The following is a 19,632-nucleotide window of genomic DNA, read 5'->3' on the forward strand; positions in this document are numbered from 1 at the left end:
AACGCGAGGCCAAGCAGCAGGTTCCAGCGAAACGCTACGCACTGTTATCCGATAGCAGACGCATCAGCCTTGTTTTCTCGCCCGTGTCACCGGGGTCTGAAATCGCACGGGCCAGTGCCTCGAGCGAGGCGATGGAATGCCCCGCGCGAAAGGCATCGACATGGGGCAGCATCGCGCGGATGCCGGTGGCCTTGGGCGCGAACCCCTCCCAGCGCAACAGCGGGTTCAGCCAGATCAGGCGGCGGGTCGACAGGTGCAGACGCTCCATCTCGGCCGACAGCGCGCCTGCGTCATCGCGGTCGAGGCCATCGGTGATTAGCAAAACCACCGCCCCCTGCCCCAGCACGCGGCGCGACCAATCGCGGTTGAAGGCGCGAAGGGTGGCCCCGATACGGGTGCCGCCCGACCAGTCCTGCGCCTCGGCCCCCGCCGCTTTCAGCGCGGCATCCACGTCGCGCGACCGCAGGTGGCGGGTGATGTTGGTAAGCCGCGTGCCAAAGGTGAAGGCATGGACCCGCGCCCAGCCCTGCCCTTTGCGGTTGGCGACCGCATGGACGAAATGCAGGATCAGGCGGGAATACTGGCTCATGCTGCCCGAGATGTCGCACAGCACGATAAGGTTTGGCCAGCGCGTGCCGGGCGATTTCATCGCAAGCCGCGTGATCTCGCCGCCTTGACGCAGGGCTGCACGCAGGGTGCGGCGGGCATCGATGCTGTCGCTGCCGCCTGCCGTCATGCGGCGGGTGCGCAGCGGTTTGACGGGCAGCGACAGGCGCGACAACATGCGCTTGGCCTCGGCCACCTCGGCCACCGACATCTGTTCGAAGTCCAGCGTTTTAAGCCGTTCCTCATGGCTTTGCGTGGTCGATGCGTCGATCTCGACCTGCCCGCCTTCGTCGTCATCTTCGTCCGGTGGCGGGGGATGTCACGGTCGACCCCGTCAAGCAGAGCTTCGGCGGCGCGTTTCTCGGCGGCATCAGCGATGCGGTCTTCCTGCGCGCCACGCAATGCGGGCAGCATCAGGCTCATCATATGCTCAAGGTAGCGCGGGTCGCGCCAATACAGGCGAAAGACCTGCGCGAACACCGCGCGATGTTCGGGGCGGCTGACGAAACAGGCGTGCAGCGTCCAGTAGAAATCGGTGCGCCGGGTAAATCCCGCCGCTTCGACCGCGCGGATCGCGTCGATCACCCGACCTGGGCCGATGGGCAGCCCCGCCTTTCGCAAAGCGCGGGCGAAATGGGCGATGTTATGCGACAGCTTGCCATCGAGCGGCAGGTCGAGCGCGGCATATTCAGCCATGCGCCCCGCCCCCGTGATACTGGGCCAGCGTGCGGGCGATGTTCTGGGCGTGAACGGCCTCGTAGGGCGCGAACCACGTCAGCGCGCCGGATGAGAGTTGCGCGCCAATCGCTTGGTGCAACGGGATGTTCCGGTTTTCGGGACTGTCTTTCAACGTCATCAGCCAGCGGATGTAATCGGCGGTGGCGGGGATGATGTCGGGCGCGTAGCCCCCCGCAGAAATGATCGCCTCGGCCCCGTGATTGGGCAGGATCGACCGTGCATCCAGCGCGGCAAGGCGGGCAAGATCGGCAAGGTGGATGTCAAAGGCGGCGGGGTCGCCGACGTATGTCACAGTATCCTCAACCGTATCACCCGCGAGGAGGAGGCCGCTTTCGGGCAGGTAAAGCACGGTCGCATCGTCGCTGTGGATATTGGCCTCGATCAGCCGCACCTCGGTTTGGTCGACATGCAGGGTCATCTCGCCCGAAAAGCTGCGCGTGGGCAGGATCAAGGGCGCAATGGCGGGGCCGCCTTGCAAGGTGCCCGCTTCGATCGCCGCCTTGTCGCGGGCCATGTGGGCGGCGGTGCGGGCGTTGGCGATAACCTCGCATCCGGCGAATTCGGCGGTGCCTGCGATGTGGTCGAGGTGGCGGTGCGACAGAACGACGGTAAAGCGGGCCACGCCTTCGGCTTCCAGCCAGCGCCGGATCAGCGCCGCATGGGGGCGCGACACATGGGTGTCATAGACCAGCGCCTGATCGCCGCTGACGATGGCATAGGACGCGATGCCCAAGGACAGCGCCCCGTCATCGACCCAGTTGGGACCATCCGCGAAGCGATGGCCTTCCACCCTCCCGTCGTAGAACGCGAGCACCCCCGGCGCGGGCCGCAAAAGCCGCAGATGGCGGGTCAGGTCGGTCACGCGACCAGACCCTTGCGCACCTCGTCGAGGATCTTCTTGGCCTCGGAACCCTGGATTTTCTGGATATCGTCCTGATATTTCAGGATCGCGCCCAGCGTATCGGAAATCACCTCGGGCGAAAGCTGCACCACGTCAAGCGCCAGCAGGCATTTGGCCCAGTCGATGGTTTCGGCCACACCGGGCTTTTTGAACAGATCCGCATCGCGCAGGCGCTGGACAAAGGCCACCACCTCGCGGCTGAGCGCGTCTTGCGCCTCGGGGGCGCGGGCGCGCAGGATTTCAAGCTCGCGGTCGAAGGTGGGGTAGTCGACCCAATGATACAGGCAGCGGCGTTTCAGCGCGTCATGCACTTCGCGCGTGCGGTTCGAGGTCAAAATCACGATGGGCGCTTCGGGGGCCTTGATGGTGCCAAGTTCCGGGATCGTCACCTGAAAGTCGGATAGCGCTTCCAGAAGGAAGGCTTCGAACGGTTCGTCGGTGCGGTCCAGCTCGTCGATCAGCAGCACGGGCGCACCACCGGCCTGCGGGCGCATGGCTTGCAACAGCGGGCGTTCGATCAGGTAATCCTCGGTGAACAGTTCCGCTTTCAGCGCATCGCGGTCGGCTCCTCCGCCCGATTTGGCCCCCGCCTCGGCGGTGCGGATGGCGATCATCTGCGCGGCGAAATTCCATTCGTAGACGGCGGATGACGCATCAAGCCCTTCGTAGCATTGCAGCCGGATCAGGCGTCGGCCAAGGGCGGAGGCGATGGCCTTGGCGATCTCGGTCTTGCCCACGCCGGCCTCGCCTTCCAGAAACAGCGGCCGGCCGAGTTTCAGCGACAGAAACACCACCGTCGAAAGCGCGCGGCTGCTGACATAGCCCTGCCCCGCCAGAAGCGATGCCACCGCGTCGATGGACCCTGTTTGCCCTGTCATGCCTTGCCCCCCAAACCTTGCGCCATGCTTGGCTGCGGCGCGGCGCGCGGTCAAGCGATCAGGCCCGGCTTGCGACCAATGGACGATCCCGCTTTACCCTTGCGCCCCGCTTGCTTAGGTTGGCACCATGCGGATCTTGGGTATTCTGACGGTCAAGGACGAGGCGAGCTTCCTGCTCGAATGGCTGGCCCATCACCGAAAGGCGGGCTTCACCGATTTTCTGGTGTTTTCCAACGATTGCACCGATGGCACCGATGCGATGCTCGACCGGCTGCAAGCCTTGGGCTGGCTGACCCATGTGCGGAACGACGGCCACGCCAAAGGGCCGCAATGGGCCGCGCTGAAACAGGCAGCAGGGCATCCGCTGGTGGCACAGGCCGACTGGATCATGGTGCTCGATGTCGACGAATTCGTGAACATTCATGTGGGCGACCGCACGATCCCCGCGCTGCTGGCGGCCCTGCCGCAGGCGACTGCCATCACGCTGACATGGCGCATGTTCGGCAATGGGGGCGTCGTCAGCCTGCCCGACACGCCTGTGACGGAAACATTCATCCATGCCGCGGGCGACCCGATCCACTGGCCGTGGCGGGCGGTGATGTACAAGACGCTCTTTGCCAATACGGGCCGCGTGACGCCGGGAGTGCACCGGCCCAAGGGCGATTTCCACTGGTTCGATTCGGCGGGGCGGCGGCTGGACGGCGGGCCGCAGCGCATCTTCTCGGCCTTGGGCGCGCAGAACCATACGCTGGCGCAGTTGAACCATTACGCGCTCGGCTCGATGGAGGGCTATCTGGTCAAGGCCGCGCGCGGGCGGGCGAACCGCGACGCGTCAGCCTTCGATCTGGGCTATTGGGTCGAGCGCAACCTGAACCATGCCGAAGACCGCTCGATCCTGTCGCTGCGCTCGGGCGACCTGCGGGCCGGATTGCTGGCCGACCCCGTGCTTGGCCCGCTGCACCGCGCGGGGCAGGCATGGCGCAAGGCGCGGTTCCTTGCGCTGATGCAAGACGAGGCGTGGCGCGCGCTGTTCGGCCGGCTGTTGATGGCAACACCCAGCCGTGCGCTGACGGCGGCGCAGGCGCGGCTGGTCTGGAGCCACGCCGTGCAGAACGGGTAACAGGGCGGAAACAATCGACCTCCGCTGTTCACGAAACGGGGTACTTTCCGGCTTGCAGGCGCGGGGAAGCATCTGCGAATGTAAGGGCTTGGAACCGTGAAGTTCCAGACGACCGCAAGGGGGCACCCGCCCATGTCCGATACGCTGTCCCCACCCGCCGCCGAGGCCGCGGGTCAAGCTCCGGTGCATCGCGACCGGAACGAATGGTTTGCGTTTATGGACGAAACCAGCGCCGAGGAAGGCTATTTTCTGACAGTGGGTGACCGTCACTGGGCGTTTTTCCACGATGATGGCCCTGTGCTTCTGGTCACCTTTGAACAGATCGACACGGTGCGCGAACGCGTCACCGCCCTGCCCTATGGCCATGATGTCGCCCGCCTGAACGGCTGGTCGCACCTGTGCCTGATCTCGGAAGGCGAGACATGGTACCGCGATCCGGCGGTCTATGCCTATATCGACCGCTTGGTGGACGAAGCGTTTTTCGAGGATTTCGACAAGGTCGTCTTCTACGGCGCGGGACCGGCGGGCTATGCCGCCTGCGCCTTCAGCGTCGCGGCCCCCGGCTCGACCGTGGTGGCGATCAGCCCGCGCGCCACGCTTTCGGCTGGCGTTGCAGGGTGGGAAAGGCGGCATCTTGCGAAGCGCAAGCTCGATTTCACCTCGCGCTACGGCTATGCGCCCGACATGACCGAAGGTGCTGCGCGGGTGCATATCTTCCACGACCCCCGCAACGCGCCCGATGCGATGCATGCGGCGCTTTTCCGCGAGTCATGGGTGCGGCACTACGCGACCCCCTTTCTGGGCGAAGCGATCGAAGCCTCGATGCTGCTTTTGTCGATCCTGCCCGTCCTCTTGAAAGAGGCGGCAGACGACACGCTGGACGCTGCGCGCTTCGCAAGGCTCTGGCGGGCGCGCCGCAGTTTCGGCCCCTATCTGCGCGCCATCCTGCGCGAGAACGACAGCCGCCCGCGCCGCGCGCTGGGGATTTGCCGGTCGGTGGTTGCGCGGCTTGGCGCCCCCCGCTTCCGGCGCCGGATGCTTGACCTCGAAGCAGCCTTGGGATTGCCCTCGCAACGGTCCGACGCCGCAGACGACTGACGCCGTCAGTTCGGCAGGAATTCCGACAGGCCCGTCACCCGCTCGGTCGTCAGGCGCAGCAGGCAGCCGGTGCGGGCAATGCCAGCCATCGACCCGCCCGCATAAAGCGCGCGTTCCGAGGCGCAGGCCAGATCGCGATATGTGATCCACGCCCGCTGCGCCTGCTTGAGCGAGGTCGCAACGGCTGGAAGCTCGTTTTCGCCAAGCTGCTCCATCGCAAGACGGTAGGTCAGGTTCAACTCGGCATCGGCGGCGGCAAGCGCGTCTTGCAGGCAGACGCCCATGGCAAGCGTGGTCTCGGCCTCGTCACAGTCCTGCGCCCCAGCAGGCACCGGCAGGGCCACCAGAAGTATCACAAAAAGCCACCGCATCACAGCCTCCACACCACACACGCAAACGACACTAGCGAGGCCATGCGCCAATTCCTACTGGAAACGAAGCGCATATTGGGCTAGGCGCGGGGATCATGACCCAGACCCTGACGCTTCGCCGCCCCGATGACTGGCACCTGCACCTGCGCGATGGCGCGATGTTGCAGGGCGTGCTGCCCGAATCTGCCCGGCATTTCGCCCGCGCGATCATCATGCCCAACCTCGTGCCGCCGGTGGTGACAGGCGATCAGGCCCGCGCCTACCGCGACCGCATCCTTGCCGCCCTGCCCGAAGGCATGGCTTTTGAGCCTTTGATGACGCTTTACCTGACCGAAGGCACCGATGCGGACGATGTCGCCGCCGCCCATGCCTCGGGTCTGGTCAAGGCGGTCAAGCTTTACCCCGCAGGGGCGACCACAAACTCCCACGGCGGCGTGCGCAACATCGACGCGGTGATGCCGGTGCTGGAACGGATGGCCGAAATCGGCCTGCCTTTGTGCGTGCATGGCGAGGTGACCGATCCGCAGGTCGATATCTTCGACCGCGAGGCCGTGTTCATCGACAGCGTGCTCGACCCGCTGCGCAGCCGCCTTCCGGGTCTGCGGGTGGTGATGGAACATATCACCACCGAGGAAGGTGTGGCTTATGCCAAGGCTGGCGGCGAGACGCTGGGTGCGACGATCACCACGCATCACCTGATCATCAACCGCAACCATATCCTCGTTGGCGGGATCAAGCCGCATTACTATTGTCTGCCGGTCGCAAAACGCGAAAAGCATCGACTGGCGCTACGGGCAGCGGCGACGGGCGGAGAGGGACGGTTCTTTCTCGGCACCGACTCTGCCCCGCATGTGGACGCGCTGAAAGAACACGCCTGCGGCTGCGCCGGATGTTTCACCGCGACGAACACGATGCAGCTTCTGGCCCATGTCTTCGAAGAAGAAGGCGCGCTCGACCGGTTGCAGCATTTCGCGTCGCTGAACGGTCCGCGATTTTACGGGCTGGCCCCGAACGAGGCGACGATCACCCTGGCCAAGGGCGGGCCTGCCCAATGGCCTGCCAAGATCTTCACCGAAGCGGGCCCCGTGACCGTTTTTGACCCCGGCTTTGCTGTGCACTGGCACGTCGAGGCCTGACCCCGCGAAAAATCTTCCAGAAGATTTTTCGCCCCGCCGCCGCGCCGAAGAATTTTCGCCGAAAATTCTTCGCACCCGCCCCGGGAATTTTCGTCGAAAATTCCCGGGCCGTCCCGATAGGAGCCTGCCAGATGATTCCCGCCGCTTTCCCTCCCCGTGAAGAGATCGCCCGCCTGACCGCCCGCGCCCTGCTGGAAATCAAAGCCGTGCATTTCAACGCCGAAACGCCCTTTACACTGGCGAGCGGTCTGCCCAGCCCGACCTACATAGATTGCCGCAAGCTGATCTCTTATCCGCGCATCCGGTCGGTCTTGATGGATTTTCTGGTCGTCACGGTGATGCGCGACGCAGGCTTCGAAGCCTTCGACAACATCGCGGGTGGCGAGACGGCGGGCATACCCTTTGCCGCGCTGGTGGCCGAACGCATGGCCCTGCCAATGACCTATGTGCGCAAAAAGCCTAAAGGCTATGGCCGCAACGCCCGCATCGAAGGGGCGATGACCGAAGGCCAGCGTGTGTTGCTGGTCGAGGATCTGACGACCGATGGCGGGTCGAAACTGTCTTTCGTCGATGCCATCCGCGAGACGGGGGCAAGCTGTGCCCATACCGCCGTCATCTTCTATTACGGAATCTTCCCCGAAACCACGCAGCGTCTGGCCGATCACGGGGTCACGCTGCACCATCTGTGCACCTGGTGGGATGTGCTGACCGAGGCCCGTGCAAGCGCGGCCTTCGATTCTGCCACCCTGACAGAAGTCGAAAGCTTCCTGACCGACCCCCGCGCCTGGCAGGCCGCCCGCGCAAAGTAACCACCCGGTCGGGGAACCGGCGAAGGGGCGCCGAAAGCGCCGCTTCGCTTCGTTGCCGATCGGCAACGTTAACCAATCTAAAAGGATGGGTGCCTGTGGACAGGCAGTGGATAACCGCGGGCCGGTTATGACCTGCGCCACAACTTATCGCGGCGGGGTGGTTCCGGAGTGCTGCATCTTGTGGCATAGTCGTTCGTGCCAAGCCGCCCCCAGTGCTCGGGTCAAGTTTTCCACAGACTTACCCAGATTGCACCGCGACCGGCTTTGGCTATGACAGAGCCGGAGACACTGCCAGTGTCAGTTTGCCGACGGCTTGCGACCCGAGCGGCATCGGGGCTTTTGACGGGGAACGACCATGACAGATATTGCCACGCTGCGCCCATTGTCCCCCGCCCTCCAACCCGTTCCCGAAGGTGATTTCCTGCCCCATAACATCGAGGCCGAGCAGCAGCTTCTCGGCGCGATCCTGACCAACAACGATGTCTATGACCGCATCGCGATTCTGGTAAAGGCCGAGCATTTCTACGACCCGGTCCACCAGCGTATCTTCGAAAAGGCCGCAGCCCGCATCCAGAAGAACGCGCTGGCCAGTCCCGTCACGCTGAAACCCTTTTTCGAGGATGACGAGGGGCTCAAGGAACTTGGCGGGCCTGCCTATCTTGTGCGCCTTGCAGGGGCCGCGATCTCGGCCTTTGCCGCCCGCGATTATGCCCAGATGATCTATGATCTTGCCGTCCGGCGCGAACTCATCGCGCTGGGGCGCGACATTTCGGCCAAGGCTGCAAAGGTCGATATCGTCTCGGAACCGCGCGAGCAGATCATCGAGGCCGAACAGAAGCTTTACAAGCTGGGCGAACAGGGTGTGGCCGAGCGGGGCTTCGTGTCCTTCCTCAAGGCCGTGACCGAAGCGGTCAACGTGGCCAACGCCGCCTACCAGCGCGACGGTGGGCTTGCGGGCATCTCGACAGGTCTGGTCGATCTCGACAAGAAGCTGGGCGGGCTGCACCCTTCGGACCTTCTGATCCTCGCCGGTCGTCCGTCGATGGGGAAAACCTCGCTGGCCACCAACATCGCCTTCAACGTGGCGAAAGCCTACAAGCGCGGGCGGATGCCCGACGGCAGCGAAGGCGCGGTCGAGGGCGGCGTGGTCGGGTTCTTCAGCCTCGAGATGTCGTCCGAACAGCTTGCCGCCCGTATCCTGTCCGAAGCCTCGGAAGTGCCGTCCGAACAGATCCGCCGCGGCGACATGACCGAACAGGAATTCCGCCGCTTCGTCGAGGCGGCAAAGGCGCTGGAAAGCTGCCCGCTTTACATCGACGACACGCCTGCCCTGCCGATTTCACAGGTCGCCGCCCGTGCGCGCCGCCTGAAGCGGACGCATGGGCTGGATGTGCTGATGGTCGACTATCTGCAACTGCTGAAAGGCTCGTCGAAAGACAACCGCGTACAGGAAGTGTCGGAAATCACCCAAGGCTTGAAGGCGATCGCCAAGGAATTGAACATTCCGGTCGTCGCCCTGTCACAGCTGTCGCGCGCGGTCGAAAGCCGCGATGACAAGCGCCCGCAACTGTCCGACCTGCGGGAATCGGGGTCGATCGAGCAGGACGCCGATGTGGTCATGTTCGTGTTCCGCGAGGAATACTACAAAGAGCGTGAAAAGCCCGCCGATCACGAGCTTGAAAAGATGGCGCAGTGGCAATCGGTCATGGAAAACGTGCATGGCAAGGCCGAGGTCATCATCGGCAAGCAGCGCCACGGCCCCATCGGCACGGTGGAACTGTCCTTCGAGGGCCGATTCACACGCTTTGGCAATCTGGTGAAACCCTGGCAGAGCGACAGCCGTATCGAATATTAGGAACTAACATGTTAGCCCTTTCCTTTGCCCGCGCCTTCGCTAAAGTCGCGCCGGAAATGAACCGGAGGGCAAGATGGATCTGGGGCTCAAGGACAAGGTCGTTATCGTCACCGGCGGCGGGGCGGGTATCGGCGGGGCGATAACGCGCTGTCTGGCGGCCGAGGGGGCAATTCCGGTCATCTTCGCCCGTCGCGCCCCGCCCGAGGCGTTTCTGGCGGAAATCGCCGCTGTGCAACCCAAAGCGGGCTGGGTGAAGGTCGATCTTGCGAAGGATGCCGAAGTGCGCGCCGCCGTGGCCGAGGCGCAGGCCCGCTGGGGGCGTGTCTACGGTCTGGTGAACAATGCAGGCACCAATGACGGGATTGACCTGACCGCGGGGCCCGAGGCGTTCCGCGCCTCGCTCGACCAGAATCTGATCCATTATTACACGCTGGTGCATCTTTTGGCCGATGATCTGAAAGCGGCGAAAGGGGCCGTGGTCAATGTCTCGTCCAAGACCGCCGTGACGGGGCAAGGCTCGACCTCGGCCTATGTCGCGGCCAAGGCTGCGCAACTGGGGCTGACCCGCGAATGGGCCGCAGCCTTCGCCCCGCACGGGGTGCGCGTAAACGCGGTGCTGCCCGCCGAGGTGATGACGCCGATGTATGACGCATGGCTCGACACCTTTCCCGACCGTGCCGAAAAACTGGCCGAGATCACCCGCCGCATACCGCTTGGTCAGCGCATGACGCTGGACAGCGAGATGGCCGACACCGTGGTCTTCACGCTCTCGCCCCGTGCGGGCCATACCACGGGGCAATGGCTTTACGTCGATGGAGGGTACGTCCATCTCGACCGGGCCATGGCGGGCGTGCGCGACTGACGCTTATCAAGCGGAGCGGCGTTCCGCCGCACGCCTTTCCTCTCGCTGACGCTCGGGCGTAAAGGGGGGCTCGCCCCCCTCTGGGCCGTGCCGGCCCATTCACCCCGAGGATATTTGACCCGAGAAGAAGCGGGCAAAGATCCAGCACCCCGCGGGCGCTTTCGTCCAGCGCGGGGTGCCTTCTCCTCGGGCGGTCATCGGGATCCCTCCCTGTACCGCAAAGCCGATCCTGGCCCGCAGTCGTTAAGAAACCGTCAACGGCTTCTTCTCGGCCCAAATATCCTGCAGGGGGAGGAGCGGTACGCGACGGGGGGGCGCACAGCCCCCCCACTTCGCGCTTTGACCGGCGCGGCACGCGACGGGCAAAGCTTGTGGCTTGCGGCGCTTTGCGCCGCACCTTCGGATCACGGCTGCAAGACGAGTGCCCGGCTCGGGCAGAATTGACTTGACCGCGACGCACCGCCTGCGGAAAACCCCCCGCATGGCTACAGCGACACTTTCCATCGACCTCGACGCAATCGCCGCGAACTGGCGTGCCCTCGACCGCGCTTCGGCGGCGGGGGTGCAGACGGCTGCGGTGGTCAAGGCCGATGCCTACGGGCTTGGCGCTGCCCGCGTGGCGCGGGCTTTGGCGCAGGCGGGGGCGCGGCGGTTTTTCGTGGCGGTCGCGGAAGAAGGCGCGAGCTTGCGCCAGTCGCTGGGACCGGGGCCACAGATCAACATCCTTGGCGGGCACATGGCGGGTGACACCGACATGATCCATGACCTCGACCTGACGCCGATGCTGAATTCCCTGCCGCAGGTGACGCGCCATCTCGAGGCGCTGCCGGGCCACCCCTTCGGCATCCAGCTTGACACCGGCATGAACCGGCTTGGCATCGAACCCGCCGAATGGGCGGCCATTGCGCCCCTCGTGCTGGCGGCAAAGCCCGAGATGCTGATGTCGCATCTGGCCTGCGCCGACGAACCGGACCATCCGATGAACCCGCACCAGTTGGCGAATTTCCATGCCATGACCGACGGGCTTGGCATTCCGCGCTCTTTCGCGGCGACGGGGGGCATCCTGCTGGGAGACGCCTATCACTTCGACCTGACGCGCCCCGGTATCGGGCTTTACGGCGGGCAGCCGTATCAGGGGCACGCCGTGGTCCGCCTGTCCTTGCCGGTGATCCAGACGCGCGAGGTCGCGACAGGAGAAACGGTCGGCTATGCCTGCGGCTGGACCGCGACGCGGCCTTCGGTCATCGCCACGCTGTCGGCGGGCTATGCCGATGGCTTGCTGCGCGCGCTTTCGGGGCGGGCCACGCTGTGGGACGGCGCGGTGCCGGTGCCCTTGGTGGGCCGCGTGTCGATGGACCTGATCACCGCCGATGTGACCGGTCTGGCCGAGGTGCCGGCCCATCTCGACATTCTGTGCCCGCACCAAGGGGTGGATGATCTGGCCGCCATCGCCGGAACCATCGGCTACGAGATCCTCACCTCGCTCGGGCCGCGCTATGCGCGGCGCTATGTCGGGGGGGCGGCGTGATGCTGACCGCGCCCTTGGCCGCACTCGGACGGCCGGTGCTGGCATTCCTCGCCTATGTCGGGCGGATCGCGCTGTTCGCCGCTTCGGTGGTCAGCCACTTGTTCCGCCCGCCCTTCTACCCGCGCGAATTCTTCACCGCAGTGATGCAGATCGGCTGGTTCTCGCTTCCGGTCGTCGGGCTGACGGCGGTGTTCACCGGCGGGGCGCTGGCCTTGCAGATCTATTCCGGCGGGTCGCGCTTCAACGCCGAGGCCGCGGTGCCCTCGATCGTCGCCATCGGCATGGTGCGCGAGCTTGGCCCCGTGCTGGGCGGGCTGATGGTGGCCGCGCGTGTGGCCAGTTCCATCGCTGCCGAGATCGGCACGATGAAGGTGACCGAGCAGATCGACGCGCTGGTGACACTTTCGACCAACCCGCTGAAATATCTTGCCCTGCCCCGCGTGCTGGCCGCCACCCTGGCCGTGCCGGTGCTGGTGGCGGTGGGCGATGCCATCGGCATTGCCGGCGGCTGGATCGTCGGCGTGCAGCGTCTGGGCTTCAACCCTGCGACCTATCTGCAAAACACCGCCGATTTTCTGGAAACGTGGGATATCGTGTCAGGCCTGTGGAAAGGTGCCGCCTTCGGCTTCATCGTTGCCGTCATGGGCTGTTACCACGGCATGAATTCGGGCCGTGGCGCGCAGGGCGTGGGGGCCGCGACCAAGGCCGCCGTGGTGGGGGCCTCGGTGCTGATATTGGCCAGCAACTACCTGCTGACCGAGGTGTTCTTCACCTCATGATAACCCTGTCTGCGGTTCACAAATCCTTCGGGGCCAACCGTGTCTTGCGCGGGGTGGATCTGACCATCCCCAAGGGCGAGAGCATGGTGATAATCGGCGGGTCGGGGACCGGCAAGTCGGTGCTTCTGAAATGCGTGCTCGGCCTCGTGGTGCCGGATACGGGCACGATCAGCCTCGACGGGCAAGATGTGGCGCGGGCCGACCGTGATGCTTTCCTCGCGCGGTTCGGGATGCTGTTTCAGGGCGGGGCGCTGTTTGATTCGCTCAAGGTCTGGGAGAATGTCGCCTTTCGCCTGCTGCGCGGCCATCTCAAGCGGCCCAAGGACGAGGCGCGGGCGATTGCCATCGAAAAACTGCGCCGTGTGGGGCTGAAGCCCGAAACCGCCGACATGTTTCCGGCAGAGCTTTCCGGTGGCATGCAAAAGCGCGTGGGCCTTGCGCGGGCGATTGCGGCGAACCCCGAGATCATCTTCTTCGACGAGCCGACCACGGGCCTTGATCCGATCATGTCGGGCGTGATCAACGCGCTGATCCGCGAGATCGTGACCGAGATGGGGGCAACAGCGATGACGATCACGCATGACATGTCATCAGTCCGCGCCATCGCCGACCGCGTGGCCATGCTGCACGACGGGTTGATCCGCTGGACGGGGCCGGTGGCGGAAATGGACGCCGCACCCGACGCTTACCTGCAACAGTTCATCCATGGGCGCGCCGACGGCCCCATAGCTTCGGTGCGCTAGGTGGAGGCGGTTCTGGCACGCCTCGATCTTGCCGGCCAGTCGCTTGCCGTGATGTTCCTGCTTTATCTTGCGCCTGTCGCAATCACGGTTGCTGCCATCGCAAGTTGGCGCAGCGCGGTGCGCGGAGCCTCGATGATCGTGGCGGGAGGGATCGCCTATTGCCTGTGGCTTATGGTCCCCCTCGGCTTTGCCCTGCCCGAACTGCGGCAATTGTCGCAATTCGCCTCGATCCTCGGCTGGGTCTGGCTGATGCTGGCCTGGGGCAGGCTTGTGCTGACGGAGTGGCCGGTGCCGATGTGGGGCCATTGGATCGCGGGAACCGTGCTCTTGGCGCTGCCCGTGGTGGCGCTGGTTGCGGTCTTGACCCCTTGAAGCGGCCTGCCCTTTCTGGTCAGGCTGCGGCATGAGCAAACAGACTGCGCAATTCACCTGCACCGCCTGCGGCGAGAAGCATCGCAAATGGGCGGGCAAATGCGATGCCTGCGGCGGCTGGAACACGATCATCGAGGAAGCGCCGCTGTCATCGGGACCGAAATCGATGGGCGCCAAGGGGCGCACCATTCCCCTCACCGACCTTGCGACCGAAGAAGCGCCCCCTCCCCGCGCCGGTTCGGGGCTTGAAGAGCTTGACCGCGTTCTGGGCGGCGGGCTTGTCCCTGCATCGGCCATCCTTGTGGGCGGCGATCCGGGAATCGGGAAATCGACGCTGCTGTTGCAGGCCACCGCAGCCTTTGCGCGGCGCGGGTTGAAATGCCTTTACATCTCGGGCGAAGAGGCATCGGCACAGGTGCGGATGCGGGCGCAGCGGCTGGGGCTTGCCGATGCACCCGTGCAACTGGGCGCGGAAACCTCGCTTCGCGATATCCTGACCACGCTCGATGCCGAACGCCCCGATCTTGCGGTGATCGATTCGATCCAGACCATGTGGCTTGATACGGTCGATGCCGCCCCCGGTTCGGTAAGTCAGGTGCGGGCGGCCGCGCATGAGCTGGTAACCTTTGCCAAGCGGCGCGGCGTGGCCGTCATCCTCGTCGGGCATGTGACCAAGGAAGGCCAGATCGCCGGCCCCCGCGTGGTCGAACACATGGTCGACACCGTGCTTTATTTCGAGGGCGAGCGTGGCCACCAGTTCCGCATATTGCGGGCCGTGAAGAACCGCTTCGGCCCCGCCGACGAAATCGGCGTCTTCGAGATGACCGGAAATGGCCTCGCCCAGGTGACGAACCCTTCGGCGCTGTTCCTTTCGGATCGCGGCACCGCCACGCCCGGATCGGCGGTTTTTGCAGGGATCGAAGGCACCCGCCCGGTGCTGACCGAAATTCAGGCACTGGTCGCCCCCAGCAACCTCGGCACACCGCGGCGCACTGTGGTGGGGCTCGACTCGGGGCGGCTGTCGACGATTCTGGCCGTGCTCGAAGCGCGCTGCGGCATTCCCTTTGCGGGGCTGGATGTGTTCCTGAACGTGGCGGGCGGCATGCGCGTCAGCGAGCCTGCCGCCGATCTGGCAGTGGCTGCGGCGCTTTTATCGGCGCGCGAGGATGTGGCGCTGCCGCCCGACATGGTGCTTTTCGGTGAAATCTCGCTCTCGGGGGCCTTGCGTCCCGTCGGGCAAACCGAAAACAGGTTGAAAGAGGCGTCGAAACTTGGTTTCTCACAGGCGATTGCGCCGGAGCGGTCAAAACTCGGGGCCGACACGGGCATGAAACTGCGGCAGATGCCGGATTTGACAGCCTTTGTAGGTGAAATGTTCGGGGCGGGTTAAGCCCCTACGGGAGAGTTCGATGGAAGGCTTTACCTTGGTCGATGCGGTCGTGGCGGGTGTGATCATCCTGTCGGCCATCCTCGCCTATGCCCGCGGGCTGGTGCGCGAGGGCATGGCAATCGTCGGCTGGATCGGGGCCGCGGTTGTGGCCTTTATCTTCGCAGCCTCGGTGCAGCCCTTGGTCAAGGAATTGCCGATGGTGGGCAAGTTTCTGGCCGACAGTTGCGAGCTTTCCATCGTGGCGGCCTTTGCGCTGGTCTTTGCGGTGGCGTTGATCGTGGCCTCGCTCTTCACGCCGCTTCTGTCTTCGGCCATCCACCGCACGGTTCTGGGCGGCATCGATCAGGGGCTAGGCTTTCTGTTCGGCGCGGTGCGCGGCGTGCTTCTGGTAGCGGTCGCCTTCATCGTCTACGATCGCGCGCTGACCTCCGAGGCGATACCGATGGTCGACGATAGCCGTTCGGCCAAGATCTTTGCCAGCATGCAAGATCAGGTGAATGCCCAGATCCCGACCGACGCGCCGGGCTGGATCGTCGAGCGTTACAATGAATTGACCCAAGTCTGCGTGGGCACGGCAACCGAAGCCGAACCTGCCCCCGCAGCCGCCCCCGCCAACTGACGCATCAGAATCGCCAAAGCGCGGCAAGCTGCAGCATGGCTTGCAGCCGTTCGGCTTTGGTGCCCGGATTGCCCCACGCCTCGCCCTCACCGCCTGCGTGACCATTGTCTGCAGCGTCGGTCTGGTTTGTGTCGAAAGGCCAGTTCTGGCCTGTAACGAAAGCACTGTCCTGCGCTGATGGCGCAAGCGCACCTTCGGCGGGACGCGCTGTGATCGGAGCAAAGGCAAAACGGGCCGACAGATCATCGGCCAATGCGGCGGGGGCCAGTGCGGCGGGGGCCAGTGCGGCGGGGGCCAGTGCGGCGGGGGCCAGTGCGGCGGGGGCCAGTGCGGCGGGGGCCAGTGCGGCGGGGGCCAGTGCGGCGGGGGCAAGCAGACAGACAAGAACGGCAGCGGCAGAAGAAAACCGCGCAAGACATGCGGACATGACAGACCTTCAAGGGTGGTGGCAACGGCGGGGGCAGACCCGTGCATTGCGCTTTGCAACTTCTGCGCCACCTTGTGTTGTGCGGCCTTGCACGCTTCCTTCGCAAGTCGGCCCTGCCGCGCTGCGGCAACGGGGGGGTGACAGGGGCGTGACAAAGTCTTACATGGAGGCCATGCCTTTTCTCGGATTCGGAGGCCACATGCGCCCCTTCCTCTCGCACCCATTTGACGACGACAAGCTCAAGGAGGAGTGTGGCGTTTTCGGCGTGGTCGGCGTTTCAGATGCCGCAAACTTTGTCGCGCTCGGGTTGCACGCCTTGCAGCATCGCGGACAGGAAGCGGGCGGCATCGTCGCGTATGACCCGGATCAAGGCTTCAACTCGGCCCGCCGCTTCGGCTATGTGCGCGACAACTTCACCAAGCCCGATGTGATGGATACGCTGCCGGGCCAGCTTGCCATCGGCCATGTGCGCTATTCCACCGCCGGATCAAAGGGGTCGACCGCGATCCGCGACGTGCAGCCTTTCTTCGGTGAATTTTCCATGGGCGGGGCGGCCATCGCCCATAACGGCAACCTGACCAATGCCGCAGCCCTGCGTCGCGAGCTGATCGAACGCGGCTCGATCTTCCAGTCCTCGTCCGACAGCGAATGCATCATCCACCTGATGGCGCGGTCGATCCAGAAAAACATCCCCGAACGCATCAAAGACGCGCTGCGCCGTGTCGAAGGTGCGTTCTCGGTCGTCGCCATGACCCGGACCAAGCTGATCGGCGTGCGCGACCCCTTGGGCGTGCGCCCGCTGGTGCTGGGCCGCGTGGGCGATTCAGGCTGGGCGCTGTCGTCCGAAACCTGCGGGCTCGACATCATCGGGGCCGAGTTCATCCGCGAGATCGACCCCGGCGAGATGGTGGTGATCGAAGGCAACAAGGTGGAAAGCTTCCGCCCCTTCGCCCCCGCCAAATCGCGCTTCTGCATCTTCGAACACGTCTATTTCAGCCGCCCCGACAGCATCCTCGGCGGCCGCTCGGTCTATGAAACCCGCCGCCAGATCGGTGTCGAACTGGCCCGCGAAGCCCCGGTCGACGCCGACCTCGTCTGCCCCGTCCCCGACAGCGGCACGCCTGCGGCCATCGGCTATTCGCAGGAATCGGGCATTCCCTATGCCATGGGCATCATCCGCAACCAGTACATGGGCCGGACCTTCATCGAACCGACCGAACAAATCCGCAACATGGGCGTGCGGCTCAAGCTGAACGTCAACCGCGCGCTGATCAAGGGCAAGCGGGTGATCCTGGTCGACGACTCGGTCGTGCGCGGCACCACCAGCCGCAAGATCAAGGACATGATCCTCGACGCGGGTGCCGCCGAGGTGCACTTCCGCATCGCCTCGCCCCCCACCGCATGGCCCTGCTTTTACGGCGTCGACACGCCCGAACGCTCCAAACTCCTCGCCGCCACCATGTCCGAAGATGAAATGCGCGACTGGATCGGCGTCGACAGCCTGAAATTCATCTCGCTCGACGGGCTGTACCGCGCCGCAGGCGAAGCGCAAGGGCGCGATGCCGCGAACCCGCGCTATTGCGATGCCTGCTTCTCGGGCGAATATCCCATCGCGCCTTCGGACAAGATCGAGGAAGGCTTCGAGATGAAGGCCGCCCAATAACCCCTGTCACGCTTTCACGCTCGCTCAAATATCCTCGGGGGAGGTCTTCGGCAAAGCCGATGACCGTGGGGGGCGGAAAGCCCCCCTCGCCTTGTCGGTCTTGACAGCACCTTGCAGGAATGGTCCATCCGCCGCGACCAAGCCCCAGAACCGGGACTGACCGAAAGGAAACCCGATGGCCGAAACCACCGCACGCATCGCACTCGTGACCGGAGCCTCGCGTGGGCTGGGGGCAGCCATGGCCGAGCAACTGGCGCTGCGCGGCTGGCAGGTGGTGGCTGTGGCCCGCACCGTTGGCGGACTGGAAGAACTGGATGACCGGGTAAAGGCCGCCCGCTTGCCGGGAGCGGGCAACCTGACGCTCGCCCCGATGGATGTGACGAACGAAGATGCGATGCGGCATCTGTGCCTGTCGATCCACCAGCGCTGGGGCAAACTGGACCTCTGGATCCATTCGGCCGTCCATGCAGCCCCCCTGTCGCCTGCAGGCAGTATCGACATCAAGGATTGGGACAAATCCTTTGCCACCAATGCCCGCGCGACCGGATCGCTGATCCCCGTGGTGGAACCCCTGCTGCGCTTTGCGCCCGCAGGCACCGCGCTGTTCTTCGACGATCCGCGCACGGGGGTGAAATTCTTCGGCTCTTACGGCGCGTCCAAGGCGGCGCAGATGGCGGTGGTCCGGTCGTGGCAGGCAGAAACCGTCAAAGTCGGCCCGCGCGTGCTGGTCGAAACGCCCGCCCCCATGCCCACCGCCACCCGCGCCCGTTTCTTTCCCGGAGAGGACCGCTCGGTGCTGACCGATCCGCGGGCCGAGGCGCTGCGTCTGCTCGACGCGATAAACTAACATGTTAGTTTCCGCTTGCGCCTGACAGCCATTCCCGCTTGAGTGCGTCAAGCACAAATCGGGATGGATCACGCATGCGCCTTCAGGGAAAAACCGCCTTCTGCACCGCCTCGGGCGCCGGGATCGGGCTTGCCACCGCGCGGGCCTTCGCCGCCGAAGGCGCAAAGGTGATCGCGACCGACCTGAGCCATACCGCCGTCGAAGCCCTCAAGGCCGAAGGGATCGAGGCCTACAGGCTCGACGTCACCGATGGCGCGGCAATCACTGCCATCGCTGCTCAGGTCGGCGCGGTGGACATCCTGTTCAACTGTGCAGGCTATGTGCATGCCGGAACCATTCTGGACTGCGACGAGGATGCTTTCGATTTCTCGGTCGAACTGAATGTCAAATCGCTCTACCGAATGACCCGCGCCTTCCTGCCCGCCATGCTGGAAAACGGCGGCGGCAGCATCGTCAACATCGCCTCGGTCGCCTCTAGCATCATCGCGGCCCCGAACCGCTTCGTCTATGGCGCGACCAAAGCCGCCGTGATCGGCATCACCAAGTCGGTCGCGGCCGATTACGTGACACGCGGTATCCGCTGCAACGCGATCTGCCCGGCCACGGTCGAATCCCCCTCGCTCGAGGCGCGGATGCGGGCACAGGGCGATTACGAGACCGCCCGCGCCGCATTCATCGCCCGCCAACCGATGGGCCGCATCGGCAAGCCCGAAGAAATCGCCGCCCTCGCCGTCTACCTCGGCTCGGACGAAAGCGCGTTCATGTCAGGCCAAGCGATAAGCATCGACGGCGGCTGGACCAACGTCTGAGAATTTTCTGCGAAAATTCTCCCTGATCTGATTTTCGACGAAAATCAGCGATTTTTCGCAGAAAAATCGGAATAGAAAATT

General features: G+C 64.7%; 19 protein-coding genes and 1 pseudogene. 15 read left to right on the forward strand and 5 right to left on the reverse strand.

All coding sequences use genetic code 11. From position 1 onward, the window contains the following. Positions 1–34: 34 nt before the first annotated feature. The 3 genes and pseudogenes from HYN69_RS09615 to HYN69_RS09625 form a co-directional block, all read right to left on the reverse strand. Positions 35–1,302: pseudogene (locus HYN69_RS09615) on the reverse strand (vWA domain-containing protein). Next, entirely contained in the window at positions 1,295–2,206 is a 912-nt protein-coding gene (locus HYN69_RS09620) for an MBL fold metallo-hydrolase (RefSeq protein WP_108435554.1), read from the reverse strand. Before HYN69_RS09620 ends, HYN69_RS09615 begins: the two are co-directional and overlap by 8 nt. Then, positions 2,203–3,123, reverse strand: a complete 921-nt coding sequence (locus HYN69_RS09625; RefSeq protein ID WP_108435555.1) for an AAA family ATPase — start codon at positions 3,121–3,123, stop codon at positions 2,203–2,205. The genes HYN69_RS09620 and HYN69_RS09625 overlap by 4 nt, the downstream gene beginning before the upstream one ends. A gap of 127 nt (positions 3,124–3,250) precedes the next feature. Between HYN69_RS09625 and HYN69_RS09630 the strand changes: the two genes are divergently transcribed. Together HYN69_RS09630 and HYN69_RS09635 are read left to right on the forward strand one after the other, a co-directional pair. Further along, positions 3,251–4,243: a glycosyltransferase family 2 protein gene (locus tag HYN69_RS09630; RefSeq protein ID WP_108435556.1), complete on the forward strand. Its 993-nt coding sequence runs from the start codon at positions 3,251–3,253 to the stop codon at positions 4,241–4,243. 132 nt (positions 4,244–4,375) lie between these two features. Further along, positions 4,376–5,341: a phosphoadenosine phosphosulfate reductase gene (locus HYN69_RS09635; protein ID WP_108435557.1), complete on the forward strand. Its 966-nt coding sequence runs from the start codon at positions 4,376–4,378 to the stop codon at positions 5,339–5,341. Between the two features lie 5 nt (positions 5,342–5,346). Here HYN69_RS09635 and HYN69_RS09640 read toward each other — a convergent pair whose 3' ends face one another. Continuing rightward, a complete protein-coding gene (locus tag HYN69_RS09640; protein ID WP_159082415.1) occupies positions 5,347–5,712 on the reverse strand; it encodes a lysozyme inhibitor LprI family protein in 366 nt (121 codons plus the stop codon). Positions 5,713–5,807: 95 nt separating this feature from the next. On the opposite strand from HYN69_RS09640, the gene pyrC reads away from it, so the two are divergent. The 10 genes from pyrC (at position 5,808) to HYN69_RS09690 (ending at position 15,805) form a co-directional block, all read left to right on the forward strand. After that, the gene (gene pyrC / locus HYN69_RS09645; RefSeq protein ID WP_108435559.1) at positions 5,808–6,848 is read left to right on the forward strand and encodes a dihydroorotase; all 1,041 of its coding nucleotides are present in this window, start codon (positions 5,808–5,810) and stop codon (positions 6,846–6,848) included. 131 nt (positions 6,849–6,979) lie between these two features. Continuing rightward, a complete protein-coding gene (locus HYN69_RS09650; protein ID WP_108435560.1) occupies positions 6,980–7,657 on the forward strand; it encodes an orotate phosphoribosyltransferase in 678 nt (225 codons plus the stop codon). 355 nt (positions 7,658–8,012) lie between these two features. Next, the gene (locus tag HYN69_RS09655) at positions 8,013–9,512 is read left to right on the forward strand and encodes a replicative DNA helicase (RefSeq protein WP_230426365.1); all 1,500 of its coding nucleotides are present in this window, start codon (positions 8,013–8,015) and stop codon (positions 9,510–9,512) included. A 73-nt stretch (positions 9,513–9,585) separates the two neighbouring features. Further along, the gene (locus HYN69_RS09660) at positions 9,586–10,374 is read left to right on the forward strand and encodes an L-fucose dehydrogenase (protein WP_108435561.1); all 789 of its coding nucleotides are present in this window, start codon (positions 9,586–9,588) and stop codon (positions 10,372–10,374) included. Positions 10,375–10,855: 481 nt separating this feature from the next. Next, the gene (alr, locus tag HYN69_RS09665; RefSeq protein WP_108435562.1) at positions 10,856–11,902 is read left to right on the forward strand and encodes an alanine racemase; all 1,047 of its coding nucleotides are present in this window, start codon (positions 10,856–10,858) and stop codon (positions 11,900–11,902) included. After that, positions 11,902–12,681 carry an MlaE family ABC transporter permease gene (locus tag HYN69_RS09670; RefSeq protein ID WP_407925224.1) on the forward strand — a complete coding sequence of 260 codons (780 nt, stop codon included), beginning with the start codon at positions 11,902–11,904 and terminating at the stop codon, positions 12,679–12,681. Before alr ends, HYN69_RS09670 begins: the two co-directional genes overlap by 1 nt. Then, entirely contained in the window at positions 12,678–13,424 is a 747-nt protein-coding gene (locus tag HYN69_RS09675) for an ABC transporter ATP-binding protein (protein ID WP_108435564.1), read from the forward strand. The genes HYN69_RS09670 and HYN69_RS09675 overlap by 4 nt, the downstream gene beginning before the upstream one ends. After that, on the forward strand, positions 13,425–13,796 hold the full coding sequence (locus HYN69_RS09680; protein ID WP_108435565.1) for a hypothetical protein: 372 nt from the start codon (positions 13,425–13,427) through the stop codon (positions 13,794–13,796). It begins immediately after the preceding gene. Between the two features lie 31 nt (positions 13,797–13,827). Continuing rightward, the gene (gene radA / locus HYN69_RS09685; RefSeq protein WP_108435566.1) at positions 13,828–15,186 is read left to right on the forward strand and encodes a DNA repair protein RadA; all 1,359 of its coding nucleotides are present in this window, start codon (positions 13,828–13,830) and stop codon (positions 15,184–15,186) included. Between the two features lie 19 nt (positions 15,187–15,205). After that, positions 15,206–15,805 carry a CvpA family protein gene (locus tag HYN69_RS09690; RefSeq protein ID WP_108435567.1) on the forward strand — a complete coding sequence of 200 codons (600 nt, stop codon included), beginning with the start codon at positions 15,206–15,208 and terminating at the stop codon, positions 15,803–15,805. 4 nt (positions 15,806–15,809) lie between these two features. Here HYN69_RS09690 and HYN69_RS20995 read toward each other — a convergent pair whose 3' ends face one another. Next, entirely contained in the window at positions 15,810–16,232 is a 423-nt protein-coding gene (locus HYN69_RS20995; protein ID WP_174213585.1) for a hypothetical protein, read from the reverse strand. Positions 16,233–16,431: 199 nt separating this feature from the next. On the opposite strand from HYN69_RS20995, the gene purF reads away from it, so the two are divergent. The 3 genes from purF to HYN69_RS09710 all read left to right on the forward strand — a co-directional run bounded on the left by purF (position 16,432) and on the right by HYN69_RS09710 (position 19,551). Further along, complete coding sequence (gene purF, locus HYN69_RS09700) at positions 16,432–17,895, forward strand: amidophosphoribosyltransferase (RefSeq protein ID WP_108437133.1); 1,464 nt, start codon at positions 16,432–16,434, stop codon at positions 17,893–17,895. Positions 17,896–18,070: 175 nt separating this feature from the next. Continuing rightward, positions 18,071–18,742 carry an SDR family oxidoreductase gene (locus HYN69_RS09705; protein ID WP_108435568.1) on the forward strand — a complete coding sequence of 224 codons (672 nt, stop codon included), beginning with the start codon at positions 18,071–18,073 and terminating at the stop codon, positions 18,740–18,742. Between the two features lie 74 nt (positions 18,743–18,816). Beyond that, positions 18,817–19,551 carry an SDR family oxidoreductase gene (locus HYN69_RS09710; RefSeq protein ID WP_108435569.1) on the forward strand — a complete coding sequence of 245 codons (735 nt, stop codon included), beginning with the start codon at positions 18,817–18,819 and terminating at the stop codon, positions 19,549–19,551. Positions 19,552–19,632 lie beyond the last annotated feature (81 nt).

Origin of the sequence: Gemmobacter aquarius (assembly GCF_003060865.1) — a bacterium.
GTDB lineage: Bacteria > Pseudomonadota > Alphaproteobacteria > Rhodobacterales > Rhodobacteraceae > Paragemmobacter > Paragemmobacter aquarius.

Excerpts from the sequence above, each read along its gene's own strand:
- HYN69_RS09690 (WP_108435567.1), top strand. The coding sequence starts at position 15,206 with ATGGAAGGCTTTACCTTGGTCGATGCGGTCGTGGCGGGTGTGATCATC.
- HYN69_RS09655 (WP_230426365.1), top strand. The coding sequence starts at position 8,013 with ATGACAGATATTGCCACGCTGCGCCCATTGTCCCCCGCCCTCCAACCC.
- HYN69_RS09675 (WP_108435564.1), top strand. The coding sequence starts at position 12,678 with ATGATAACCCTGTCTGCGGTTCACAAATCCTTCGGGGCCAACCGTGTC.
- alr (WP_108435562.1), top strand. The coding sequence starts at position 10,856 with ATGGCTACAGCGACACTTTCCATCGACCTCGACGCAATCGCCGCGAAC.
- HYN69_RS09625 (WP_108435555.1), bottom strand. The coding sequence starts at position 3,123 with ATGACAGGGCAAACAGGGTCCATCGACGCGGTGGCATCGCTTCTGGCG.
- HYN69_RS09650 (WP_108435560.1), top strand. The coding sequence starts at position 6,980 with ATGATTCCCGCCGCTTTCCCTCCCCGTGAAGAGATCGCCCGCCTGACC.
- HYN69_RS09705 (WP_108435568.1), top strand. The coding sequence starts at position 18,071 with ATGGCCGAAACCACCGCACGCATCGCACTCGTGACCGGAGCCTCGCGT.
- HYN69_RS09640 (WP_159082415.1), bottom strand. The coding sequence starts at position 5,712 with ATGCGGTGGCTTTTTGTGATACTTCTGGTGGCCCTGCCGGTGCCTGCT.
- pyrC (WP_108435559.1), top strand. The coding sequence starts at position 5,808 with ATGACCCAGACCCTGACGCTTCGCCGCCCCGATGACTGGCACCTGCAC.
- purF (WP_108437133.1), top strand. The coding sequence starts at position 16,432 with ATGCGCCCCTTCCTCTCGCACCCATTTGACGACGACAAGCTCAAGGAG.
- HYN69_RS09635 (WP_108435557.1), top strand. The coding sequence starts at position 4,376 with ATGTCCGATACGCTGTCCCCACCCGCCGCCGAGGCCGCGGGTCAAGCT.
- radA (WP_108435566.1), top strand. The coding sequence starts at position 13,828 with ATGAGCAAACAGACTGCGCAATTCACCTGCACCGCCTGCGGCGAGAAG.
- HYN69_RS09630 (WP_108435556.1), top strand. The coding sequence starts at position 3,251 with ATGCGGATCTTGGGTATTCTGACGGTCAAGGACGAGGCGAGCTTCCTG.
- HYN69_RS09660 (WP_108435561.1), top strand. The coding sequence starts at position 9,586 with ATGGATCTGGGGCTCAAGGACAAGGTCGTTATCGTCACCGGCGGCGGG.
- HYN69_RS09710 (WP_108435569.1), top strand. The coding sequence starts at position 18,817 with ATGCGCCTTCAGGGAAAAACCGCCTTCTGCACCGCCTCGGGCGCCGGG.
- HYN69_RS20995 (WP_174213585.1), bottom strand. The coding sequence starts at position 16,232 with ATGTCCGCATGTCTTGCGCGGTTTTCTTCTGCCGCTGCCGTTCTTGTC.
- HYN69_RS09670 (WP_407925224.1), top strand. The coding sequence starts at position 11,902 with ATGCTGACCGCGCCCTTGGCCGCACTCGGACGGCCGGTGCTGGCATTC.